Origin of the sequence: Kordiimonas lipolytica, assembly GCF_042651265.1 — a bacterium.
Classification (GTDB): Bacteria; Pseudomonadota; Alphaproteobacteria; order Sphingomonadales; family Kordiimonadaceae; genus Kordiimonas; species Kordiimonas lipolytica.
Genome location: NZ_JBHSCR010000001.1, coordinates 688,520 through 708,416, shown reverse-complemented (window position 1 = coordinate 708,416; position 19,897 = coordinate 688,520). Strand labels below are relative to the sequence as shown.

Here is a 19,897-nt window from a genome sequence, read left to right as displayed (position 1 = left end):
CCCGATCGACAGTTTTCATGCAGATTTTTGCGCCTTTAGCCTCGAAGAACAGCGCCAACGGCCTTTTCAGCCGCCGCACAGACCTTGGAAGATATTGCCTCGATATCTTTTTCGGTGAAGGTTTCGCCCTTCGGCTCAAGCAAGACACTCACTGCGATTGACTTCTGTCCCTCGGGCACGCCTTTGCCTTCATAGACGTCAAAAATGCTGACATCCGAGATAAAGGCTTTGTCAGACCCCTGCACGGCCCGCACAAGATCAGCAACCTTGGCATCACGGTCCATCAGGAAGGCAAAGTCGCGCTCGACTGACTGCAGCTTGGAGACTTTAAGCGCCCCTTTTGCAGCGCCGGATTTCTTCGGCGCCGGAACACGGTCCAGATACACTTCAAAGCCAACAACAGGGCCGTCCACATCAAGGGCTTTCAGAACTTTCGGATGCAACTCGCCAAAGCTCGCCAGAATGTTCTTCGGGCCCAGGCGTAGCGTACCGGAACGACCAGGGTGATAATAGTCCGGCGCTTCATCAAACACCTGAAGGCCCGATGGCGCGCCTACAGCTTCGAGAGCCGCAAGTGCATCGCGCTTGGCATCGAACACATCCACAGTGCGGCTCACTGCCGACCAGTGCCGCTCGGCATTCTGACCCGCTCGCAATCCGCACGCGACCAGCAATTGGCCTTTTTCGGTATCATTCTCATATACAGGACCAACTTCAAACAGAGCGACAACGTCCGCCCCGCGGTCCCGGTTGCGCTGTGCCGCCTGCATCAGGTTTGGCAGAATGGATGGGCGCATGCAGTCAAGCTCGCTGGAAATCGGATTGTCGACCACAAGGGCCTCATCACCACCACCAAAGAGGACAGCGTGATCCCGCGTCATGAAGGACCAGGTTACTGCCTCATGCATGCCAACGCCCGCAAGCCGACGCTTGGCCGCGCGTGCGCGCTTTTGGCGTGGGCTGAGGGTTGTGCCTGCCTTATGATCCGTTGCCGGCAGCTGGACACTAGGAATATTGTCATAGCCATAGATGCGCAGCACCTCTTCAACGATATCCGGCTCGCCTTCCACATCCACGCGCCAAGAAGGCACATGGACGGTGTAAGGGTCATTGCCTTCAGCCTTGAAGCCAAGTTTTTCAAGGATCGCAACGCTTTCGCTCGCCGGCAGGTCGACACCGCCCAAGGTCAGAACGCGTTCGCTGCGGAACGGCACGGTCTTGTTCCAGACGGTATCTTCGCCTGCTTCAAAAACATGGCTGGCTTCGCCGCCACACAGATCCAGGATCATTTTGGTGGCGATTTCCATACCGTCGCGGATGAACAGTTCATCCACACCGCGTTCAAAACGGTAGCGGGCATCTGTAATCAGGCCGTGGTCACGGCCGGTGAAGGCCGTACGCTTGGGATCAAAAAGCGCGGCTTCAAGAACCACGTCGGTCGTTTCTTCAGAACACCCTGTGGACAGTCCGCCGATGATGCCGCCAAACCCTTGTGGGCCGGTGCTATCCGCGATCACCGTCTCACCGCCCTTAGCCACATATTCCTTGTCATCGAGTGCTGTGAATTTCTCACCCGCTTCGGCAAGGCGTGCCTTTAGGTCACCGTTCAGCTTGTTCGCGTCATAAACGTGAAGCGGACGCCCGAGGTCATGCGTGATGAAGTTGGTGACATCCACAAGCTTTGAGATCGGGCGAAGGCCAATCGCCTTCAGGCGATCCTGCAGCCACTGTGGGCTTGGGCCATTTTTCACACCCTTGAACCGGCGGCCAAGGAACTGGGTACAGGCGCTTTTAGCCTCTTCCGGCAGATCGATAGAGACTTTAACGTCGCTTTCGAACGTGCCTTCTATCTTTTCAACAGCCAGCGGCTTGAGCGTACCGAGCCCGGCAGCAGCAAGATCGCGGGCAATGCCATATACACCCAGGCAGTCCTGCCTGTTCGGTGTGATCTCGATATCGATCACCGGGTCGTCAAGCTGGGCATAGTCCACATAGGACGTGCCAACAGGTGCGTCTTCCGGCAGTTCGATAATGCCGTCATGGTCGTCACCCAGCTCAAGCTCGCGCGCGGAGCACATCATGCCGATGCTTTCCACGCCGCGGATCTTGGCTTTCTTGAGCGTGACATCCAGGCCCGGCACATAATCACCAGGACGCCCCAGCACCACCTTGATACCGGCGCGTGCATTTGGTGCCCCGCAAACAATCTGCATTTCTTCGGTGCCATTCGACACCTTGCAGACCTTCAGCTTGTCAGCGTCCGGGTGCTTTTCAGCCGAAAGCACCTCAGCGACCGTGAAGGAACCAAGCTTTTCAGCCGGGTTTTCAACCGTATCGACCTCAAGGCCAATGGCATTCAATTTAGCAACGATTTCATCCAGGCTCGCATCCGTGTCCAGATGGTCCTTGAGCCAGCTTAGGGAAAATTTCATCGGCTGAGCCCTCCTGCGAGCGTGGGAAGATCAAGGGCACGGAACCCATAATGACGGAGCCAACGCAGATCGGCATCGAAGAAAGCGCGCAGGTCATTCATGCCGTATTTCAGCATGGCAAGGCGGTCGATGCCGCAGCCGAAGGCAAAGCCCTGATATTCATTGGGGTCAAGGTTACAGGCTTCCAGAACCTTGGTATTCACCATGCCGGAACCCAAAATCTCAAGCCAGTCATTGCCGTCACCAATCTTCACGGTGCCGCCGTCGAAGCTGCACTGCACGTCCACTTCCATGGACGGTTCGGTGAACGGGAAATAGCTGGGGCGCAGGCGCAGGGTCACGGCGTCCACTTCAAAGAAAGCCTTCAGGAAGGCCTCGAGCGTACCCTTGAGGTGACCGAGGTGCGTATCGCGGTCGATCACCAAACCTTCCACCTGGTGGAACATGGGGGTGTGCGTGGCGTCAGAATCCGACCGGTAAGTACGTCCCGGCGCGATAATGCGGATTGGGGGCTCTTTCGACAGCATCGTGCGGATCTGCACAGGGCTTGTGTGCGTGCGCAGAACCTTGCGGTCGCCGTTCGCATCAGGCTTCAGATAGAAAGTATCATGGTCCTGACGGGCTGGGTGCTCTTCCGGGATATTCAGCGCGGTGAAGTTATGGAAGTCGGTTTCCACATCCGGACCTTCGGCAACATCAAAGCCGAGGCTTGCAAAGATTTCGGCAATCTCGTCCATCACCTGGCTGATCGGGTGCACGCTGCCACACGCATGCTCCATGACCGGCAGGGTTACGTCTACGCGCTCATCACGGAGGCGCGCGTCAAGCGCGGCTTCTTCCAAAGTATCCTTGCGGGCGGCGATCTCGTCCGCGACCTGGTTCTTGAGGCCGTTAAGCGCCGGACCCATCTCTTTGCGTTCCTCGGGGCTCATGCCGCCAAGGCCCTTCATAAGCTGGGACACGCTGCCTTTCTTGCCGAGTGTGGAGACCCGGACTTCCTCGAGCGCATTCAGGTCACTGGCCGAAGCAATCTGGGCCGCGATCTCTTCCTTGAGCGCTGAAATCTGTTCCTGCATTTTTCTTCCGCTTTTTCGAGCAATCAAATCTTTAAAACAAAGGTTTGTTTCACTTGGCCCATAATGGGGAGACAAGCAAATAAAAAGAGGACCCCGCCAACGGCCAGGCCCTCTTTAAAGTCTTGGTGTTTGCTGTCGCAAACCAGCCTTAGTTGGCGAGGGCGGCCTTAGCCTGATCCACAAGCGCTTCAAAAGCTGTTGGTTCGTGAATAGCAAGGTCGCTCAGTACTTTGCGGTCCAGCTCTACACCAGCGAGCTTCAGACCATGCATGAACTGGCCGTATGGCAGGCCGAGAGCGCGCGCACCGGCGTTGATCCGCTGGATCCAGAGAGCGCGGAAGTTACGCTTCTTGGCTTTGCGGTCGCGGTATGCGTACTGGCCGGCTTTTTCAACAGCCTGACGAGCAACTTTGATGGTATTCTTGCGACGGCCCCGGTAGCCTTTAGCTTCCTCGAGGACCTTCTTGTGACGAGCGTGCGATGTTACACCGCGCTTAACACGTGCCATGGTATATTTCTCCTAAACCTGAAGGGCCCGATACGGCTTAGCCGTAGGGCATGAACTTCTTAACGATCGTAGCGTCAGCGTCACAAAGGACAGTGGTGCCACGGAGGTTACGGATTTGCTTGTTGGTGCGCTTGATCATACCGTGCTGTTTACCAGCCTGGTTGGCACGAACTTTACCAGAAGCGGTTAAGCTGAAGCGTTTTTTAACGCTCGATTTAGTCTTCATCTTGGGCATTTTTTGTCCTTACTTAAACTAAAAGTTCCGACATAACTGAACAGCCACGGCAGCCCTTTACTGGCCGGACGGTTCGATGAAGCGCGCTGTATAACGCCGAAAGCTGCCGTTTGCAAGCAGATTCATGGCTCTGTTCAGATTCGGTATAGGGCTTGCTTGTATCTATTGAAACACCATGGGAAGATAGAATCCAATCGTGTCATCAGGAGTAACCATGAAACGACTTGTTCTCATCCTTATATCCATCTTTGGTCTGAGCCTTCAGGCGGCGGCCGCGCCTGCCTTGTGGCGCGTGGCGGATGACGACACGGAAGTCTATATTTTCGGCACGCTGCATATGCTCCAGGAAGGCACAACCTGGGCCAATGCCGGTATTACCAACGCGTTCAGCACATCCGACGCCCTTGTGGTAGAGCTTGACGACCGCGAGCTTGAGAAGGCCGGGCCACTGTTTCAGGATGCTGGCAAGTTACCGCTGGGGATGACCATGCGGCAGATTGTCGGCGACGGCATCTATAATGACGTTCGCCGACTGGCACGTCAGATGGACCTGCCGGCAGACACATTTCAGAATGTCAGGCCCTGGTATGCCGGCATGTCGCTAACCATCGTTAGCCTCACCAAAATGGGATACGACCCCGCAAGCGGCGTTGACCAGACGCTGATCAGCGAGGCTCTTCGCCTACGGAAACCGATTCTCGGCATTGAAACCGCGGCCCAACAAGCAGGTTTGTTTGCCAAACTGACGCCCGCACAGGACAAAGCTCTGCTGGTGGATGCGCTCCGGCAGTCTGTCAATGTCAAAGCCTATATGACCGAGCTTCAGAGCGCCTGGCTTGAGGGTGACGAAGCCACGCTGGATAATTTGCTGAATGGCGAACTGATGAAAAAGGAAGGCCTGGGCCAACATCTGCTTTACGGTCGCAACGAAGATTGGGCGCGCCAACTGACCGCCCTGATGAACAAACCAGGCAGATTTTTTGTCGCCGTCGGCACAGCGCATGTGGTTGGCGACAAGTCGTTGATTATGTTTCTCTCGCAGCAGCGCCAGTTTCTGGAACGGGTCCAATAAAGGGGAAAACCCTAGCTGTTGTCTTCTGACTTGAGAGCCGCGATTTCGGCCTTCAGCCGGTCGATTTCTTTCTGCTGTTCCACAAACAGACGCGCCCCAGCGTCAAAGGCCATAAAGGGTCCTGGCATCCAGGCATCTTCCTTTTCCGGGTACATGGAAAAATCATCACCGAAAAGGGGCGCAGGAAGATCGGGAAAATAAGTCGCCCTGACCTGTTCATTGCCCTCTTTGAAATGATCCAGGAATGCCGCGGCGGCGCCCCGGGAAGGCTTGATGCCCTGGCCGGCAAAATGCTTGTCCAGCATACGAACCAGTGCCATGCGATAATGCTCCGACTGCTCGCCGAATCGGTCCTGCCGTTTCTGGTTGAAGGCCGCGAGGAATCGCTGCCCCAGTCTGCCAAGCGACCGGTTTTTTGTGGCGGGCAGGGACCAGCCCTGTTCCGAAGGCAAGTCAAGAATCTCGCAAAAGTCGGTGATCAGGTCGCCGCCAACCAGCCGCTTCCGGTCAAAAAGCCGGACCCGCATGGCCTCTTTCCCAAATACATCAGCATAGAGCCGGCAGGTTCGCCAATAATCAAACGCGACAGGCAGATCACCTTTGATCGTCAGGTCGGGTTTCTTGCGGTACTGGCCAACCTTCAGCGCCGTGGAATAGAGGCTGGTAGCCGCCTGATCCTGCCGCCTGATATAGAAGACGATGCGGACCTCTTCAGCCAGAGAATGCAACAGGTCCGCCAATTGCTGCAGCTCTTCCGCCGTTTCAATGCGGCTATGGCAATGCTCGTTGGTCAGCACTATTCGCTCTGGTGCCGCGTCAGCCACCTCCGCTTTCAGGGCGGCGCTAAAATGCGCGCGAAAAGCTTCCAGCTCTTCATCTGATTTAACACGCACCTGGGCCATCAGGTTCTGGCGGCTGCTATCCGCCATCGCGTAAGCCGCCAATGCAGGCTGGTTGTCATCGCCCGGCGTGCGGGGAAACAGATACCCAAGGTCTGCGAGTCGGCGGCGGTTTGCCTGAAGGAAAGCCTGTATGCTGGTGGAGCCGGTTTTTTCGGCCCCTATGTGCAGATAACAGATTTTCACGCGCACCATGACGTCAGGCCCGCTAGCTGTTAATGCTTGCGGCAATGGACCGGGCGGCTTCAGCCGGATCGTCCGCCTGGGTGATCGGGCGCCCGATCACCAGTACATCAGCGCCTGCCGAAACCGCATCCGAAGGTGTCATCACCCGCTTCTGGTCGCCTGCCGCACTGCCAGCCGGTCGGATGCCCGGCACCACCAGTTTGAAATCCGTTGATGTTGCCGCACGCGCCAGGGCGATCTCCCGCGGGCTGCATACCATACCGTCTAGCCCGCTTTTGTGTGCGAGGGCTGCAAGACGCGCCACCTGATCAGCAACCGGGTCGTTCACCCCGATTGCCTTAAGGTCATCATCGTCCATGCTGGTCAGGATTGTCACACCGGCCACCCACGGCTTGTCATGACCATGCTTTTCTGCATCTTCAGCCGCTGTCTCAGCCGCGCGGCGCATCATCTCAGGCCCACCCTGGGTATGGATCGTCAGGATTTTGGGACCAAGGGGCGCAACGGCACGAATGGCACCGGCCACCGTGTTGGGAATGTCATGAAACTTGAGATCAAGGAAGATCGGCATGCCTGTCTCAGCCACAGCTTTGAAGCCATCAGCCCCATTGGCGCAGAAAAACTCAAGCCCTAGCTTGACGCCGCCGACTGTTCCCTGAAGCTTTCTTGCAAGCGCCACCGCAGATGCAGTCTCGGTTGTATCAAGGGCACAGAAAATGCGGTCACTTGGCTTCATGGGGCATCCTTTCTTCGGTCACCGGCAGACAGGGGATGGATGCAGGACTTACTCGTCTTTCACCCGGTTTGGCAAGGCTTCACTGTCATTCCCACCTGCGCCGATTGCCGCAGCCTTGTGTGCTTCACCGGCTTTCGCCTTGTGTGCGTCTTCCGAAAGCGCAGAAACCTGATCTTCAAGAAAAGACGCGCGGCGTTCGGCCTGCCTGCGCCTGGCAAACCCCTTAAGCCGCAGCCACCCCGTTACCCCGGCCGCGAGCATCAGGCCGATAAAGATTCCGGCAAAAACCAGCAGGAAGGCCGGAACAGGGAAATTGAATTCGAAAGGCTCGAAGCTAAGCTGCACCGGGCCCCGGTTGTTGACCGAGAAAAGAATCAGGAAAAGCGCCAGCAAAATCCAGAAAAGGCGGCGAATCAAGCTGGCGAGCGACTGTGCCATGTCAGTCTTTCATACATCTGTGGGTGTGGTTTGAGCGCCCTGATCAGGAGTTCAGGCGCTCGCGAAGGTCTTTACCGGTCTTGAAATAAGGAACCCGCTTTTCGGCAACTTCCACCTTTTCACCAGTGCGAGGATTGCGACCAACCCTGGCTGGGCGCTCCTTTACGGAAAATGCCCCGAAGCCGCGCAGTTCCACACGATCACCGCGCGAAAGGGCTGCTGTAATTTCATCGAAAATCTTGGAAACAATGCGCTCAACATCCCGATAATAGAGATGGGGGTTGGCTTCAGCTATTTTTGCAATCAACTCAGATTTGATCATCTGCGTCCTCCCCTGGGGGCCAAAATCTTGTGCACTCAAAACCCGGGTACCTAATGTGCTTTTTCCAAAAGTGCCATCTGATGACGCTGTCGTCAAGATAAGCCTTTCAATTAAAAGAGTTTTTAACAAGAAGAATCGATTCGACACATAATCAGGACACGGATTTGTCCGTTCCTGATACCTGAAACCAGACCCGGTTTCAGTAAAGGCAGCAAGCAGGCAAAAGAAAAGGCCGCCCCAAATGGAGCGGCCTTCAAATCAGGTCCCCGAAGGGAAATCCGATTACTTGTCTTCTTTGGCTTTCTCAAGCGCAGCACCAAGGATGTCACCGAGGCTGGCACCGGAGTCGGCAGAACCATACTGCTCAACAGCAGCTTTTTCTTCTGCAACTTCGAGGGCCTTGATGGACAGGTTCATCTTGCGGGAACCTTTGTCCATGCCAGTTACCATGGCATCAACCTTGTCGCCTTCAGCGAAACGCTCTGGGCGCTGGTCAGCGCGGTCACGAGCGAGGTCGGAACGACGGATAAAGGCAGTTACGCCGCTGTCGCCAACTTCAACTTCGATACCGTTGTCGTTAACGGCTTTAACAACACAGGTAACCTGCTCGCCTTTCTTCTTGGAAGAAACATTGGCAAATGGGTCACCGGACAGTTGCTTGATGCCAAGGGAGATACGCTCTTTCTTGGTGTCAACGTCCAGAACAACGGCTTTAACAGTGTCGCCTTTCTTGTAGTCCTGGATGGCTTCTTCACCGGAACGCTCCCAATCGAGGTCCGAGAGGTGAACCATGCCGTCAACGTCGCCGTCGAGGCCAATGAACAGACCGAATTCGGTGATGTTCTTAACTTCGCCTTCGATTTCAGTACCTTGTGGGTACTTGCCTTCGAACGCTTCCCATGGGTTCTCGCCACACTGCTTGAGGCCGAGGGAGATACGGCGCTTCGCAGGATCAACCTCGAGAACCATAACTTCCACTTCCTGGCTGGTGGATACGATCTTGCCAGGGTGTACGTTTTTCTTAACCCAGCTCATCTCACTAACGTGTACGAGGCCTTCAACGCCGGACTCGAGCTCAACGAAGGCACCATAGTCGGTGATGTTGGTCACTGTACCGGTGAACTTGGCACCCACTGGGTATTTGGCTTCGATGCCTTCCCATGGGTCTGCAGCCAGCTGCTTCATGCCAAGGCTGATGCGCTGAGTTTCTGGGTTGATGCGAACAACCTGTACCTTCACGGTCTCACCGATGGAGAGAACCTCAGAAGGATGATTCACACGACGCCAGCTGATGTCGGTAACGTGCAGGAGGCCGTCAATGCCGCCCAGGTCAACGAAGGCACCGTAGTCAGTGATGTTCTTAACAACACCCTCAACAGCATCACCTTCCTCAAGCTTGCCCATCAGTTCAGCGCGCTGCTCTGCACGATCCTCTTCGAGAACGGCACGGCGGGAAACAACGATGTTGCCACGACGACGGTCCATTTTCAGGATCTGGAACGGCTGCTCGATGTTCATCAGAGGCGTTACGTCACGGATCGGACGGATATCAACCTGAGAACCTGGCAGGAACGCAACAGCACCGTTGAGGTCAACGGTAAAGCCGCCCTTAACGCGGCCGAAGATAACGCCGTCAACGCGGGCATCGCCTTCAAACGCTTTTTCAAGCTCAGTCCAGGCTTCTTCACGGCGGGCTTTGTCGCGAGACAGGATCGCTTCGCCAAGAGCGTTCTCAACGCGGTCAACGTACACTTCTACAGTGTCACCAACGTTGATCTCAGCAGCTTTACCGGCCGGAGCAAATTCTTTGAGTGGAACGCGGCCCTCAGCTTTGAGCCCGATATCCACAATTGCGAAGTCGTTTTCAACGGAAACGACGGTGCCTTTTACGACGCGGCCTTCAAAGCCTTCGTCTTCAGTTGGCAGAGTTTCATTCAGAAGCGCTTCAAAATCGGAAACGCTCGGCATTTTTGCCGCTTCAGACATGTATGTCTTCCTTTCAACATATATATTTCTTTGCCTGCCGGTTGGCTCCGGCGGTCTTCTTCCGAAGGGGTATCTAAAGACAGGACCATCCCACCTTTTTCATGAACTTCGGAAGCCTCTAACACCAACAACAAAATGATCCCGCTCGGGCAAGCCCTGGGGCCTGACCATCGGGACCGCGTGGAAGCGTCTTCGGCTATTGGGGCGTCAACCTGTCTTTGACAAGATTGGCCGCCCGTAAAAACACGGCGTCTATATCCAAATTACTTGTATCAAGCAAGAGGGCATCTTCGGCGGGCTTCAAAGGGGCATCTTTTCGGCCCATATCCCGCTCGTCCCGTGCGCGAACGTCAGCGAGTATAGCATCAAAATCGGCCGCCTGGCCACGGCCTTCCATCTCAAGCCTGCGGCGCTCCGCGCGCACCTCTGCGCTCGCGGTAACAAACAGCTTCAGATCAGCGTCCGGGCACACCACGGTGCCAATGTCCCGGCCGTCCAGCACCGCCCCCTTTTTCCCGCCTGGCGGATTCGCAGCGAAATTCTTCTGAAAATCCAGAAGGTTAGCGCGAACGCGGGGCATGGCCGCAACCTTGGATGCCGCCCCACCCGTAGCTTCTGCCCGCAGCTCAGGATCATCAAAAAGACTGAGGTCAAGGTTGGCTGAAGCGTCTTCCGCGGCCGTGGTATCTGCTGGGTCAATCCCGCGTTTCAGAAGCGTCAGCCCAACCGCCCGGTAAAGCGCGCCCGTGTCCAAATAGGCAAAGCCGAACTCGGCCGCCAGCCGCCGCGCCAAAGTACCCTTTCCGGCTGCTGCCGGGCCGTCAATTGCAATAATCACTGCGAATCACCCTTCCTGCGTTCGCCGGTTTATAGGAATAATGGCCCCGTTGCGCCAGCATGAAAAAGTTTGGCACAAAGGATTCGACTCTTTTTTCGCCTGCTGATATAAGTGAACAAAACAGGAACATTTAGATGAATTTGAAAATCATTCTACTGGCGCTGGCAGGCCTTTTGACAACTGGTGCCACACAAGCATATGGAGCCGACCCGATGATCGACAGCATCACCCCCGTCCTGCCCGTGGACAGGATCGAACCTTCCATCACCTTCTTTGAAAAAATCGGTTTCAAGGTGACCACCGAAGTGCCGGAAGAAGACCACCTTGGATTTGCGATCATCTCAGACGGCAAGATTGACCTTATGTATCAGACCCGAACCAGCATTGCGGCAGATACGGACATCGAAGGCGGGTCGCCCGTTTTGCTGTTTGTTACCGTGCCGGATATCGATGCCGTCGCGAAAGCGCTGGGCGATAGCTTTGAAATTGTGATGTCGCGGCGAGAGACATTCTATGGCGCGACCGAGATCGGGTACCGGGAGCCCGGCGGCCACATTGTAACCTTCGCAGAGTTCAAGGCAGAAAACTGAAGCTAGGGTTGACATCTAATAGCGATGTGCCTCCACTTGTTGGCAAACAAGAGGGGGCACTTGTGAAAAAGCTTTTAGACAACATACACTTTTATATCTTCGGCATCTTTACCGGGATAGTGCTCTCCGGTGTCCTCTATTTATTTGGTACCAAATCAGGTTTGCTGGATTGGATTTACCAGCACGAGGCCCTAGCTGGTTCTTTGATCGCTGCTATTGCTGCCGCCTCAACAGTCTTGTATCTGCATCTGCAGATTCGTCAAAATGGACTACATGAGGAGCAACAACGACAAGGTCGGCTTGATGCAGAACGTTCTATACTTGCTCATGCGCTGGATGATCTTAGCGGATATGCCAATTTGTGCCTCGAGCAAGCCAAAGTCATGGCAAGTAACAACACCTCTAGACCCGAGCCTCCAGTTCTGCCCATGGAGTCAATACGTACCGTAAAAGCTTGCATTGAATTCGCGCCTAATCAACCGCGGTCAAGAATGATGTCTCTTTTGAATAATATCCAAGTCGGCAAGTCTCGACTTTCTGACGAAATTTCGGAATATGTTGGAAGAGAAAATCGACGCTGGCCTAGCGATTACACGCCCGATGAAAAACTAAAATATTACTTTATTTCAGCTACTACTTTTGTAGAAATTTCCCTGCAAATTCAAAGCCTTTGGGATTTCGCCAGATCCGAATCTCCTACCGACTTCACCTCCATCAGTTTCCAATTCAGAATTAGCCGAATCCTTCATCCGCAAACATCGGGTTGGTTGACATGGGGTGGTTTTGCAGAACACCTGTCGAATCATCTGGACGAAAAAGACTATCTATCTGTCTGAGTATAAGCTCATGCCCGCGCCCAGGCCGGTCATCAAGTCGATGAAGCTGGGGAAGCTGGTCTGGATGGGGGCAGCGTCATCAATGGTGATGGCGCTTTCCGCCATCTGCCCCAACACCGAGAAAGCCATGGCGATCCGGTGATCGAGATGCGTCTCGACCATGCCGCCACCCGGCACCTTGCCGCCAGCACCCTTGATCTCAAGCCCGTCTTCAAATTCTGTCACGTCCACCCCGTTGGCCTTCAGGCCAGCTGCCATCACGGCCAGTCGGTCCGATTCCTTGACCCTGAGCTCCTCAAGACCCGTAAACCGGCTCGTGCCCTCGGCCACAGCAGCGGCGCAGAACAGCACCGGGAATTCGTCAATCATGGTCGACGGGTCAACCGGCAGGTCGGTGACGCCCTTGAGGGTCGCCGACAGCACCCGCAGATCCGCCACGGGCTCACCGCCCAGCGTGCGAGCGTTTAATATTTCAATATTGCCGCCCATGGCCTTCAGCGCATCAACAATGCCGGTGCGCAAGGGGTTCATGCCCACATTCTCAATCGTCACATCAGACCCTGGAATGATCGAAGCCGCCACCAAAAGGAAAGCGGAAGACGAAATATCGCCCGGCACCTCAAGCGTGATTGGCTTCAGCTCTGGCTGGCCCTTCAGGCGCACAACCCGGAGGCCGTCCTCCTCCGTCACGCTGATATCCGCACCCATGGCGCTGAGCATGCGTTCCGTGTGATCGCGCGTTGCCACCTTCTCGCGCACAGTGGTGGTTCCTGGCGTGTTGAGCCCCGCCAGCATCACGGCAGATTTCACCTGCGCGCTGGCCATCGGCGGCGTGTAATCGATCGGCATCGGGTCGTTTGTCCCGGTGATCGTCAGCGGCAGGAACTTGTCTTCGCGGGCCGCAAACGTGGCACCAACATCCGCAAGCGGCACCATCACCCGGCCCATCGGGCGGCCGCGCAGGCTTGCGTCGCCGGTCATGGTCACCGTGATGTCATGGCTTGCGATCAACCCCATGATCAGGCGCGTTGAGGTGCCTGAATTGCCCATGTCGATAATATCGTCCGGTGTCATCAGACCGCCGACACCCACACCATGGACCCGCCATTCACCGTCGCCGAGTCGCTCAAGCTTTGCGCCCATGGCGCGCATGGCATCCGCCGTCGCCAGCACATCTTCACCTTCAAGAAGCCCCGTAATGTGGCTTTCACCCACCGCCAACGCAGACAGCATCAACGACCGGTGGGAGATCGACTTGTCGCCGGGTACCTTGACTGTCCCGGTGAGCGGTTCGTTCGGCTTGGAATTAAGACTTGGCACGGAGCATTTCCAACTATAGACAGGGTTCGAAGAGTAAAAGCTTTGACAGGCGCCACCGATCATGGCAAGGGAAGCGCCGAATTCTTGGCCGAATTGCATTCAAAACGCAAGGGCCGATAGAGAAATGCTGACGCGGCAAATGAACGCGAAGGAGAGAATCGTGGTTAAACCCGAATGGGGCACTAAGCGCACTTGCCCAAAATGTGGCACACGCTTTTACGACCTGACAAAAGACGATCCGGTGGTTTGCATCGACTGCGGCAACGAATGGACACCTGAGCCAATTCTGAAGACCAAGCAGCCGCTGCCGGTCGCCGAAGAGAAAGAAAAAGAGCCAGAAGCAAACGACGACGATGATGATCTCGACGTTGATGACGACGATCTGTCGGATGTCAGCCTCGACGACGATGATGACGATGAAGTCAGCTCCATGGTCGATACATCGCTGGCGGACGACGATTCCTAAAAACAGCCCGGCGGGAGGCCTCTTGTCTGGGGCCTCTGAAGCTGATTTCCAATGCGCTGTTTTTTTGCTTGCGCGGACCTTGGGCCAGTTCTATAGTCCGCGCCGTTCCGGGGTTCCCGGGCACCCAGACACGGGGCCGTAGCTCAGCTGGGAGAGCGCTACACTGGCAGTGTAGAGGTCGACGGTTCGATCCCGTTCGGCTCCACCAAATTTTACAAGGGCTTAGGAAGCATTTCCTAGGCCCTTTTCCTTTGTGGGACCAAAAAAGGGACCATATTGGGACCCGTCTCTAATCAAGTGATAAATCTAGCCCAACGAAAATGAGCCCTATACTCATTAGCCTTCCCTGTCTGGAACATGCTCAATAATCTTCTGTACAGGCACTTGGAAGTAGCTACATAGCTTATCAATAATGTCGGTTGAAGCGTTATAGCCTTTTTGGTTCGCCACCTTCGTCAGGGTGGTGCGATGTATCCCCGTTTCACGCGACACTTCCTCAAACGTGATCTTGCGATCCTCGTTAAAGCCCTTGTCTGCCATCAATTCCCTTAAGCGAAACCGAATCATTGCGCACCTTTGTTCATCAAATGATGTGTTTGAACATCATTTGATGTTGACAAGCATCAACACGCTTCATATTTTGATGCGTACAGACATCATTTCAAGCGTGGGAGTTCCAAAAGATGAGCCCAACATACTTAACCACAGAAGAATTGGCTAGCAGAATCAAGTATGACGTCCGCACCATTCGTGAACGCTTGAAGGACAGCGTTCTTCTTGAGGGTGTGCATTACATCAGACCATTTGGCGGCCGCAAGATTCTCTATCTCTGGGAAACAATCGAGAAAGACATGTGTGCCCAACCAAGCGTGCCCACCAACTTTTCTAGCCTGGCGGTGTAGCATGGCAACGATCGGATCACGTAGTGGTCGCCTGTATATCGATTTCAGATATCGAGGGGCCCGATACAAAGAATACACAGGCGTGCAAGATACGCCGGCCAATCGAAGAAAGGCCGAACAGCTCCTCAAACGCATGGAAGCTGAAATGACACTCGGCACCTTTAATTATCTCAACTATTTCCCAGATGGTCGCTCTGCAGCAAAATTTGCCGCTCAACAACAAAGGCAGGCTGAGAAAAGGTCAGCACCTTATGCCTTCGAAAAGTTTGCAGATATATGGTTTGCAGAAAAAGAGGTCGAGTGGCGTCAGTCATATCGGGACGTCACCCGCCTGACACTGGATCGCTACATTATCCCCTATTTCAGGGATAAAAGACTCGACGAAATCGACAAAGCCCTAATCCTGAAATTCCGGGCTTATCTTGCGGAACAGCCCGGCCACAAATCAGAGACTTTATCGGCATCGCGGGTCAATCATATTCTGATCCCTCTCAGGATGATCCTGATGGAAGCCGCTGACCGACATGATTTTAAGAATCCCTGGGTCAACATCAAGCGACTGCGGGAGACAAAGCCAAAGGTCGACCCCTTTACGCTGCAGGAAGTTCAATCGATTCTTGAAACAGTCAGAGCCGACTTCCGAACTTACTACACAGTGCGCTTTTTTACAGGTCTACGCTCTAGTGAGATCGATGGTTTGCAATGGCAGTATGTGGACTTTGATAGGAGGCAAATTCTCGTCCGGCAAGCGCTGGTACAGGGCAAGCTCGTTGATACGAAGACGGATGGATCGTCCCGTGAAGTGGACATGTGTTCACAGGTCTATGACTGCCTGCAAGCCCTATATGAGCAAACTGCCAACACTTCGGGATTCGTCTTTGCGACTCGCGAGGGAACACCACTCCACAATCGAAATGTCACACAACGTGTTTGGTATCCCCTGTTGAGACATCTCAACCTAACCTCGCGCCGCCCTTACCAAACACGCCATACCGCCGCCACACTCTGGCTTGCCGCTGGTGAGAACCCCGAATGGATTGCCCGCCAGATGGGCCACAGCAACACCAAAATGCTGTTCGAAGTCTACAGCCGCTACGTCCCCAACCTGACCCGAAAAGACGGTTCAGCTTTCGAGCGGCTATTGAAGGCTGAATTCAACCACCCACGAGCCACGACAGACAAGGAATAAGAAATGACCCGGATGAAATACGCAAAGCAAACAGCCCCCAAACTGTTGCCGGCAGACCCTTTCCATCAGAAACTTGCCATTGAACTTTCCTTCACAATCATGCGCGGTTGGGCATTGTCTGACAGCGAGCAATTCACACTGACCGGCCTCAAAGACGAATATACCTTTCAGTTATGGCAACAGCGGGCTTTCACTGAGCTGAGCAAGGAGACCTATCTTCGCCTTGCTTGCGTCATCGAAGTAAATCGGCAGTTGAAGCTATTGGGCACCACGACCACTTCAGCCGTCCGGTGGCTCAAGTCGAACAATCCCGCTTTTCAGGATCAAAGTCCACTCCATCATATGCTCAGCCATGGCCTGAAAGGCATTCAAGATGTGAGCAGGGTTCTTTGTCAGCAGGCTCACCACCCGCTCAAAACCACCCACCTTCACTAACCACCCCTATCCACGACTCGCCAAAGGAGGCACCAATGACTGCTTCTCACGCTACTGCTACGCCTAAAATCGCTGGCACACAGCCCCTAAAGGCAGTGACAGCCGAATATCTCACCACCTGCCACAAAGAGTTCATTGCGTGGCTCTTTGAACAAGCCGCAAAGGGCGGTTATCACATTCTGCTCGTGCTAGCAGGATTGATCTCTGAAGCCACAAACTGGTTTTGAGGAAGGCAAGACATGAACAAAATATATGATGGTATCATCAAAGACGCATGCCTTGTTTCCTTTACAGATGCTCCTGAGCATCACAAAAACTTGCGCCTGCTATGCGGTTCCGTGATTGAAGATAAATTCCAGCGCTTCCGCTCTGGCGACGCCTTTCGGTCATCGCCTGTCATTGAGGTTGATGGCAACAATGTACGAACCGCCAACAGCCTCTATCAGGTGAAAGGTCCGCTGGACCATATCGAGCTACCTTGGTCTCATCTTGAGGCAGTACTCCGATTGATGCACCCAAGGGAAATCAAAGGTTTTGTGGATGAGGGGTTCACTCAAATCCTTATTCAGGCCGAAACTAAGAAGGAATGACTTAACGTCTAAATACTATCAAACTTTTCTCGATACACCAGAAACTCTAACGTCGGCTTTGCTATAGCGTAGCCGACGTCATCCTTTGCTATTTCAAAGACCCAAATTGACCCAATACGGCCAAAGCAACTTGGGCAGGTCAACCCATAAAGATCGGATCGCTCTATCGCAGCAAGTCGGCCGCTCTAGGCGCCGCTTAGGACTATCAACAGCGCGGCATAAACCCCCGCCCCCAATGCCGCGACACTATATCTGCGAGACTGCCGCTCCACTTCCGGCAGCAGGTAACTGGCACCCACATAAATCAGCGCGCCGGCCGACAGGGCCAGGCAATCCCCCAACAGCGGCTTGCCGATGTCGGTGACAAACGGGAATGACAGAAGCATCCCCGCAGGTGTCGTCAGCGCTGCGGCAAGAAAAGCCCACTTCAGCGCAGACCGTTCCGCGAACCCGCCTTTCCTGAGGAGCACATAGGTGACAATGCCTTCCGGGAATTCATGCAAGATCATGCCAAGGGTCGCCATGCTGCCGGTGAAGATGCTGACCGAAAAGGTCACGCTGTAAACCATACCGTCGATAAAGGAATGCAGTCCGATACCCAACATGGGAACAAGACCGAGCCCCGCACTGACATAGTCGGGGCGACTGCATACATAGCCCGCCACGAACCGGTTGAAGGCATAGAGAAGAAAATAACCCATCAACAAAAAAATGGGTGCATATGGGCTCATGCCGATAGCCGTCGGCACGATATGAAGGAAAGATACGGAGATCAGCACGCCTGCCGCGAAAGATGCGAAATAGACGCTGTAGCTTTCGGCCCAGGCCTGGAAACGTCGGATGGCCACAAGCCCCATAGTCGTCACAATCGCAGCAAGGGTCGCCGCTATGAAGGGAGGCCATAATGACGTTTCCATAATCTCTACAGTTTCACGTCATGAAAATGAATGTCACGCCCGGAATGGCGTTCCAGAATCTCTTTCGCCAGTTCCGCTTTCTCCGCTGACCGAAGATGCACCCACAAAAGCAAGCCGCCATGATCCAGCTGTTCCTGGATAAAGTCAGCATGGTGTTGCCCCACCCGCCTGGCGAGCAGGGCACCAATCGCGGCCCCAGCGCCACCCGCAGCACCGGCAGCCAGAAGCACTGTCAACAAAGTTCCTCCTGATGCCACAACAGCTCCTGTTGCGGCCATAGCGCCCAGGTAAAACGGCACACCAACAAGGGCAGCCTCGGCTTCCCCGAGAGTCTCGTTGCTCACGAAAACCGTGCGCGGGGCTGCGGCATCATCTTCCGCCTCTTCGACGCGGCGGTAGATATGGCCCAGTTTTTCTTCCACAACCTTGTCCGAAGCCAGAATGCTGATCTCCTGCCGCATAAAGCCATGTTCCTGCAAATCATCCATTGCAGCCTGTAATTCATCAGGGCCTTGGAAAACACCAACAGCTTCATGAATGATTTCAGTGTCCTTCAAAGGTGTGTTCATCTTGTCCTCCTGGGAAAATAGCGACGCTCAATTAGCTTGAACAGCAACACGCAACCTTGTTCAATTACTTCACAGATTTGATCGCGGAATCGGGAATACCATGATGTTTATTGGGGCTAACAGTGTTCAGGTCCAGGCCGCCCGTGAGGGCATTCAGGCTCAGGACAATCTCGCGCAACAGGCTTTCCTTGGCACCCCGCATTCCCTCTTCCTCAGCCACAGCTTCCTCACTGGCATCATATTCCCAGCGCTGCAAAATTTCGATTTTCTGTTCATCTGACAAGTCTGCGCTTGTCACCACATCCGCAGGATGGTCGAAACAGCATGCGGGGTCATTTTTTGCCTGCTGAAAGGAGATCACTGTTTCTTCCTTTTCGCCCTTTAAGGTTTAAGGCGAACTGTTTCGCCCTTTGGCGCTATCCAATTGCACGGAATGGCGAAGGATAGCACAATGTTCAACAAAGTCTTATTGATACACGTCAAACTTGCGGTATGAAAGGCCTATGACCGAAGAAACCAAACTGAGACAAAAGGGGTTATCTATGTCAGAAGCCGGATACCGTGAAGCCATGTCAGACCTGTCCGATGAGACGAGGGACATGCACCGCGCCCTCACATCGCTGATCGAGGAACTGGAGGCGGTCGACTGGTACAACCAGCGGGTTGACACCTGCAAGGATGAAGACCTTCGGGCGATCCTGGCGCACAACCGCGACGAAGAAAAAGAGCATGCAGCCATGGTTCTTGAGTGGATCAGGCGCAAAGACCCTAGTTTCGATAAAGAACTCAGGGACTATATCTTCACGGACAAGCCCATCGCCCATAAATAGGATTTGGCAAGAAAGGGTGCCGCCCCGCTGGGAGCAGCACCCCTATTTCCCTGTTATTGGACCAGATCGAACCGTTCGGCATTCATCACTTTGATCCAGGCGGCGACAAAGTCCTTCACGAATTTTTCCGCATTATCGTCCTGGGCATAAACCTCGGCATACGCCCGCAGAATAGAGTTCGAACCGAACACAAGGTCAGCTCGGGTAGCTGTCCATCTGACGTTGCCACTCGCACGGTCACGAATTTCATAGAGGTTGCTGCCCGTTGGCACCCATTCATTGGCCATGTCCGTCAGATTGACAAAGAAGTCGGTCGTCAGGGCACCTTCGCGGCCCGTAAACACACCATGCTTCGCCCCCCATGATTGGCGCCCAGCATCTGCATGCCGCCCACAAGAACCGTCATTTCAGCCGCCGCATACAAGGATTGCCTTGACGGCTTTTGTAATCGATTGCTTACTTTTATAATCACCGAAGCCGCAGAAACCAAAAGCCCTCGGCACAGGAACGGCATAGGGTACGCTT

The 19,897-nt window shown here is 54.5% G+C and carries 25 protein-coding genes, 1 tRNA gene and 1 pseudogene; 11 read left to right on the top strand and 16 right to left on the bottom strand.

Annotated features, from left to right (window positions below; translation table 11 throughout):
• Positions 1 to 35 precede the first annotated feature (35 nt).
• The 4 genes from pheT to rpmI all read right to left on the bottom strand — a co-directional run bounded on the left by pheT (position 36) and on the right by rpmI (position 4,251).
• A complete protein-coding gene (gene pheT, locus ACFO5Q_RS03395; RefSeq protein WP_068147080.1) occupies positions 36 to 2,432 on the bottom strand; it encodes a phenylalanine--tRNA ligase subunit beta in 2,397 nt (798 codons plus the stop codon).
• Positions 2,429 to 3,508, bottom strand: coding sequence for a phenylalanine--tRNA ligase subunit alpha (gene pheS, locus ACFO5Q_RS03390; RefSeq protein ID WP_068147083.1), 1,080 nt, complete (start codon positions 3,506 to 3,508; stop codon positions 2,429 to 2,431). Before pheS ends, pheT begins: the two co-directional genes overlap by 4 nt.
• 148 nt (positions 3,509 to 3,656) lie before the next feature.
• Positions 3,657 to 4,016, bottom strand: a complete 360-nt coding sequence (gene rplT / locus ACFO5Q_RS03385) for a 50S ribosomal protein L20 (protein WP_068147084.1) — start codon at positions 4,014 to 4,016, stop codon at positions 3,657 to 3,659.
• 37 nt (positions 4,017 to 4,053) lie between these two features.
• Positions 4,054 to 4,251 (bottom strand): 50S ribosomal protein L35, encoded by a 198-nt coding sequence (gene rpmI / locus ACFO5Q_RS03380; RefSeq protein WP_068147087.1) that lies wholly within the window; start codon positions 4,249 to 4,251, stop codon positions 4,054 to 4,056.
• Positions 4,252 to 4,465: 214 nt separating this feature from the next.
• On the opposite strand from rpmI, the gene ACFO5Q_RS03375 reads away from it, so the two are divergent.
• Positions 4,466 to 5,323, top strand: coding sequence for a TraB/GumN family protein (locus ACFO5Q_RS03375; RefSeq protein WP_068147090.1), 858 nt, complete (start codon positions 4,466 to 4,468; stop codon positions 5,321 to 5,323).
• Between the two features lie 11 nt (positions 5,324 to 5,334).
• On the opposite strand, the gene ACFO5Q_RS03370 is transcribed toward ACFO5Q_RS03375, so the two are convergent.
• The 6 genes from ACFO5Q_RS03370 to cmk form a co-directional block, all read right to left on the bottom strand.
• The gene (locus tag ACFO5Q_RS03370) at positions 5,335 to 6,417 is read right to left on the bottom strand and encodes a hypothetical protein (protein WP_068147094.1); all 1,083 of its coding nucleotides are present in this window, start codon (positions 6,415 to 6,417) and stop codon (positions 5,335 to 5,337) included.
• Between the two features lie 13 nt (positions 6,418 to 6,430).
• A complete protein-coding gene (gene pyrF, locus ACFO5Q_RS03365) occupies positions 6,431 to 7,144 on the bottom strand; it encodes an orotidine-5'-phosphate decarboxylase (RefSeq protein WP_068147096.1) in 714 nt (237 codons plus the stop codon).
• A gap of 48 nt (positions 7,145 to 7,192) precedes the next feature.
• A complete protein-coding gene (locus ACFO5Q_RS03360) occupies positions 7,193 to 7,582 on the bottom strand; it encodes a hypothetical protein (RefSeq protein ID WP_068147099.1) in 390 nt (129 codons plus the stop codon).
• Positions 7,583 to 7,625: 43 nt separating this feature from the next.
• Entirely contained in the window at positions 7,626 to 7,904 is a 279-nt protein-coding gene (locus tag ACFO5Q_RS03355; RefSeq protein ID WP_068147101.1) for an integration host factor subunit beta, read from the bottom strand.
• 282 nt (positions 7,905 to 8,186) lie between these two features.
• Positions 8,187 to 9,890 (bottom strand): 30S ribosomal protein S1, encoded by a 1,704-nt coding sequence (gene rpsA, locus ACFO5Q_RS03350; protein WP_068147103.1) that lies wholly within the window; start codon positions 9,888 to 9,890, stop codon positions 8,187 to 8,189.
• A 196-nt stretch (positions 9,891 to 10,086) separates the two neighbouring features.
• Positions 10,087 to 10,728 carry a (d)CMP kinase gene (gene cmk, locus ACFO5Q_RS03345; protein ID WP_068147106.1) on the bottom strand — a complete coding sequence of 214 codons (642 nt, stop codon included), beginning with the start codon at positions 10,726 to 10,728 and terminating at the stop codon, positions 10,087 to 10,089.
• A 134-nt stretch (positions 10,729 to 10,862) separates the two neighbouring features.
• Here cmk and ACFO5Q_RS03340 point away from each other — a divergent pair, with 134 nt between their 5' ends.
• Together ACFO5Q_RS03340 and ACFO5Q_RS03335 are read left to right on the top strand one after the other, a co-directional pair.
• Positions 10,863 to 11,318, top strand: coding sequence for a VOC family protein (locus ACFO5Q_RS03340; protein WP_068147108.1), 456 nt, complete (start codon positions 10,863 to 10,865; stop codon positions 11,316 to 11,318).
• 62 nt (positions 11,319 to 11,380) lie between these two features.
• The gene (locus tag ACFO5Q_RS03335) at positions 11,381 to 12,154 is read left to right on the top strand and encodes a hypothetical protein (RefSeq protein ID WP_068147112.1); all 774 of its coding nucleotides are present in this window, start codon (positions 11,381 to 11,383) and stop codon (positions 12,152 to 12,154) included.
• Here the strand turns inward: ACFO5Q_RS03335 and aroA are convergent.
• On the bottom strand, positions 12,143 to 13,474 hold the full coding sequence (gene aroA / locus ACFO5Q_RS03330; RefSeq protein WP_068147114.1) for a 3-phosphoshikimate 1-carboxyvinyltransferase: 1,332 nt from the start codon (positions 13,472 to 13,474) through the stop codon (positions 12,143 to 12,145). The two genes, ACFO5Q_RS03335 and aroA, sit on opposite strands and share 12 nt — an antisense overlap.
• Positions 13,475 to 13,634: 160 nt before the next feature.
• On the opposite strand from aroA, the gene ACFO5Q_RS03325 reads away from it, so the two are divergent.
• Together ACFO5Q_RS03325 and ACFO5Q_RS03320 are read left to right on the top strand one after the other, a co-directional pair.
• Positions 13,635 to 13,940 carry a TIGR02300 family protein gene (locus ACFO5Q_RS03325; protein WP_068147133.1) on the top strand — a complete coding sequence of 102 codons (306 nt, stop codon included), beginning with the start codon at positions 13,635 to 13,637 and terminating at the stop codon, positions 13,938 to 13,940.
• Between the two features lie 132 nt (positions 13,941 to 14,072).
• Positions 14,073 to 14,148, top strand: a tRNA-Ala gene (locus tag ACFO5Q_RS03320).
• Between the two features lie 128 nt (positions 14,149 to 14,276).
• Here the strand turns inward: ACFO5Q_RS03320 and ACFO5Q_RS03315 are convergent.
• Positions 14,277 to 14,480: a helix-turn-helix domain-containing protein gene (locus tag ACFO5Q_RS03315; protein WP_197421030.1), complete on the bottom strand. Its 204-nt coding sequence runs from the start codon at positions 14,478 to 14,480 to the stop codon at positions 14,277 to 14,279.
• A gap of 143 nt (positions 14,481 to 14,623) precedes the next feature.
• Here ACFO5Q_RS03315 and ACFO5Q_RS03310 point away from each other — a divergent pair, with 143 nt between their 5' ends.
• Genes ACFO5Q_RS03310 through ACFO5Q_RS03290 form a run of 5 tightly spaced genes read left to right on the top strand, consistent with a single transcriptional unit; the run spans position 14,624 to position 17,056 of the window.
• A complete protein-coding gene (locus tag ACFO5Q_RS03310) occupies positions 14,624 to 14,842 on the top strand; it encodes a hypothetical protein (protein ID WP_068147118.1) in 219 nt (72 codons plus the stop codon).
• Position 14,843: 1 nt separating this feature from the next.
• Positions 14,844 to 16,031, top strand: coding sequence for a tyrosine-type recombinase/integrase (locus tag ACFO5Q_RS03305; RefSeq protein WP_068147122.1), 1,188 nt, complete (start codon positions 14,844 to 14,846; stop codon positions 16,029 to 16,031).
• 3 nt (positions 16,032 to 16,034) lie between these two features.
• Positions 16,035 to 16,466, top strand: a complete 432-nt coding sequence (locus ACFO5Q_RS03300) for an antitoxin Xre/MbcA/ParS toxin-binding domain-containing protein (RefSeq protein WP_380084282.1) — start codon at positions 16,035 to 16,037, stop codon at positions 16,464 to 16,466.
• A 35-nt stretch (positions 16,467 to 16,501) separates the two neighbouring features.
• A complete protein-coding gene (locus ACFO5Q_RS03295; RefSeq protein ID WP_380084281.1) occupies positions 16,502 to 16,693 on the top strand; it encodes a hypothetical protein in 192 nt (63 codons plus the stop codon).
• 12 nt (positions 16,694 to 16,705) lie between these two features.
• Positions 16,706 to 17,056, top strand: coding sequence for a hypothetical protein (locus ACFO5Q_RS03290; RefSeq protein WP_068147954.1), 351 nt, complete (start codon positions 16,706 to 16,708; stop codon positions 17,054 to 17,056).
• A 185-nt stretch (positions 17,057 to 17,241) separates the two neighbouring features.
• On the opposite strand, the gene ACFO5Q_RS03285 is transcribed toward ACFO5Q_RS03290, so the two are convergent.
• The 3 genes from ACFO5Q_RS03285 to ACFO5Q_RS03275 form a co-directional block, all read right to left on the bottom strand.
• Positions 17,242 to 17,973, bottom strand: a complete 732-nt coding sequence (locus ACFO5Q_RS03285; RefSeq protein WP_068147951.1) for a ZIP family metal transporter — start codon at positions 17,971 to 17,973, stop codon at positions 17,242 to 17,244.
• Positions 17,974 to 17,978: 5 nt separating this feature from the next.
• Positions 17,979 to 18,542: a hypothetical protein gene (locus tag ACFO5Q_RS03280; protein ID WP_068147948.1), complete on the bottom strand. Its 564-nt coding sequence runs from the start codon at positions 18,540 to 18,542 to the stop codon at positions 17,979 to 17,981.
• Positions 18,543 to 18,606: 64 nt separating this feature from the next.
• Positions 18,607 to 18,903, bottom strand: a complete 297-nt coding sequence (locus tag ACFO5Q_RS03275) for a hypothetical protein (RefSeq protein WP_068147945.1) — start codon at positions 18,901 to 18,903, stop codon at positions 18,607 to 18,609.
• Between the two features lie 181 nt (positions 18,904 to 19,084).
• Between ACFO5Q_RS03275 and ACFO5Q_RS03270 the strand changes: the two genes are divergently transcribed.
• Positions 19,085 to 19,372, top strand: coding sequence for an encapsulin-associated ferritin-like protein (locus ACFO5Q_RS03270; protein ID WP_068147942.1), 288 nt, complete (start codon positions 19,085 to 19,087; stop codon positions 19,370 to 19,372).
• A gap of 53 nt (positions 19,373 to 19,425) precedes the next feature.
• Here the strand turns inward: ACFO5Q_RS03270 and ACFO5Q_RS03265 are convergent.
• A pseudogene (locus ACFO5Q_RS03265) lies at positions 19,426 to 19,787 on the bottom strand (catalase-peroxidase); the annotation flags it as partial.
• Positions 19,788 to 19,897: the final 110 nt, after the last annotated feature.

Coding starts and splice junctions, on each gene's coding strand:
- ACFO5Q_RS03270 (WP_068147942.1), top strand. CDS start 19,085: ATGTCAGAAGCCGGATACCGTGAAGCCATGTCAGACCTGTCCGATGAG.
- ACFO5Q_RS03290 (WP_068147954.1), top strand. CDS start 16,706: ATGAACAAAATATATGATGGTATCATCAAAGACGCATGCCTTGTTTCC.
- rplT (WP_068147084.1), bottom strand. CDS start 4,016: ATGGCACGTGTTAAGCGCGGTGTAACATCGCACGCTCGTCACAAGAAG.
- rpsA (WP_068147103.1), bottom strand. CDS start 9,890: ATGTCTGAAGCGGCAAAAATGCCGAGCGTTTCCGATTTTGAAGCGCTT.
- ACFO5Q_RS03305 (WP_068147122.1), top strand. CDS start 14,844: ATGGCAACGATCGGATCACGTAGTGGTCGCCTGTATATCGATTTCAGA.
- rpmI (WP_068147087.1), bottom strand. CDS start 4,251: ATGCCCAAGATGAAGACTAAATCGAGCGTTAAAAAACGCTTCAGCTTA.
- ACFO5Q_RS03280 (WP_068147948.1), bottom strand. CDS start 18,542: ATGAACACACCTTTGAAGGACACTGAAATCATTCATGAAGCTGTTGGT.
- ACFO5Q_RS03340 (WP_068147108.1), top strand. CDS start 10,863: ATGAATTTGAAAATCATTCTACTGGCGCTGGCAGGCCTTTTGACAACT.
- ACFO5Q_RS03360 (WP_068147099.1), bottom strand. CDS start 7,582: ATGGCACAGTCGCTCGCCAGCTTGATTCGCCGCCTTTTCTGGATTTTG.
- pyrF (WP_068147096.1), bottom strand. CDS start 7,144: ATGAAGCCAAGTGACCGCATTTTCTGTGCCCTTGATACAACCGAGACT.
- ACFO5Q_RS03295 (WP_380084281.1), top strand. CDS start 16,502: ATGACTGCTTCTCACGCTACTGCTACGCCTAAAATCGCTGGCACACAG.
- ACFO5Q_RS03370 (WP_068147094.1), bottom strand. CDS start 6,417: ATGGTGCGCGTGAAAATCTGTTATCTGCACATAGGGGCCGAAAAAACC.
- pheS (WP_068147083.1), bottom strand. CDS start 3,508: ATGCAGGAACAGATTTCAGCGCTCAAGGAAGAGATCGCGGCCCAGATT.
- ACFO5Q_RS03355 (WP_068147101.1), bottom strand. CDS start 7,904: ATGATCAAATCTGAGTTGATTGCAAAAATAGCTGAAGCCAACCCCCAT.
- ACFO5Q_RS03310 (WP_068147118.1), top strand. CDS start 14,624: ATGAGCCCAACATACTTAACCACAGAAGAATTGGCTAGCAGAATCAAG.
- ACFO5Q_RS03285 (WP_068147951.1), bottom strand. CDS start 17,973: ATGGAAACGTCATTATGGCCTCCCTTCATAGCGGCGACCCTTGCTGCG.
- ACFO5Q_RS03315 (WP_197421030.1), bottom strand. CDS start 14,480: ATGGCAGACAAGGGCTTTAACGAGGATCGCAAGATCACGTTTGAGGAA.
- pheT (WP_068147080.1), bottom strand. CDS start 2,432: ATGAAATTTTCCCTAAGCTGGCTCAAGGACCATCTGGACACGGATGCG.
- ACFO5Q_RS03300 (WP_380084282.1), top strand. CDS start 16,035: ATGACCCGGATGAAATACGCAAAGCAAACAGCCCCCAAACTGTTGCCG.
- ACFO5Q_RS03375 (WP_068147090.1), top strand. CDS start 4,466: ATGAAACGACTTGTTCTCATCCTTATATCCATCTTTGGTCTGAGCCTT.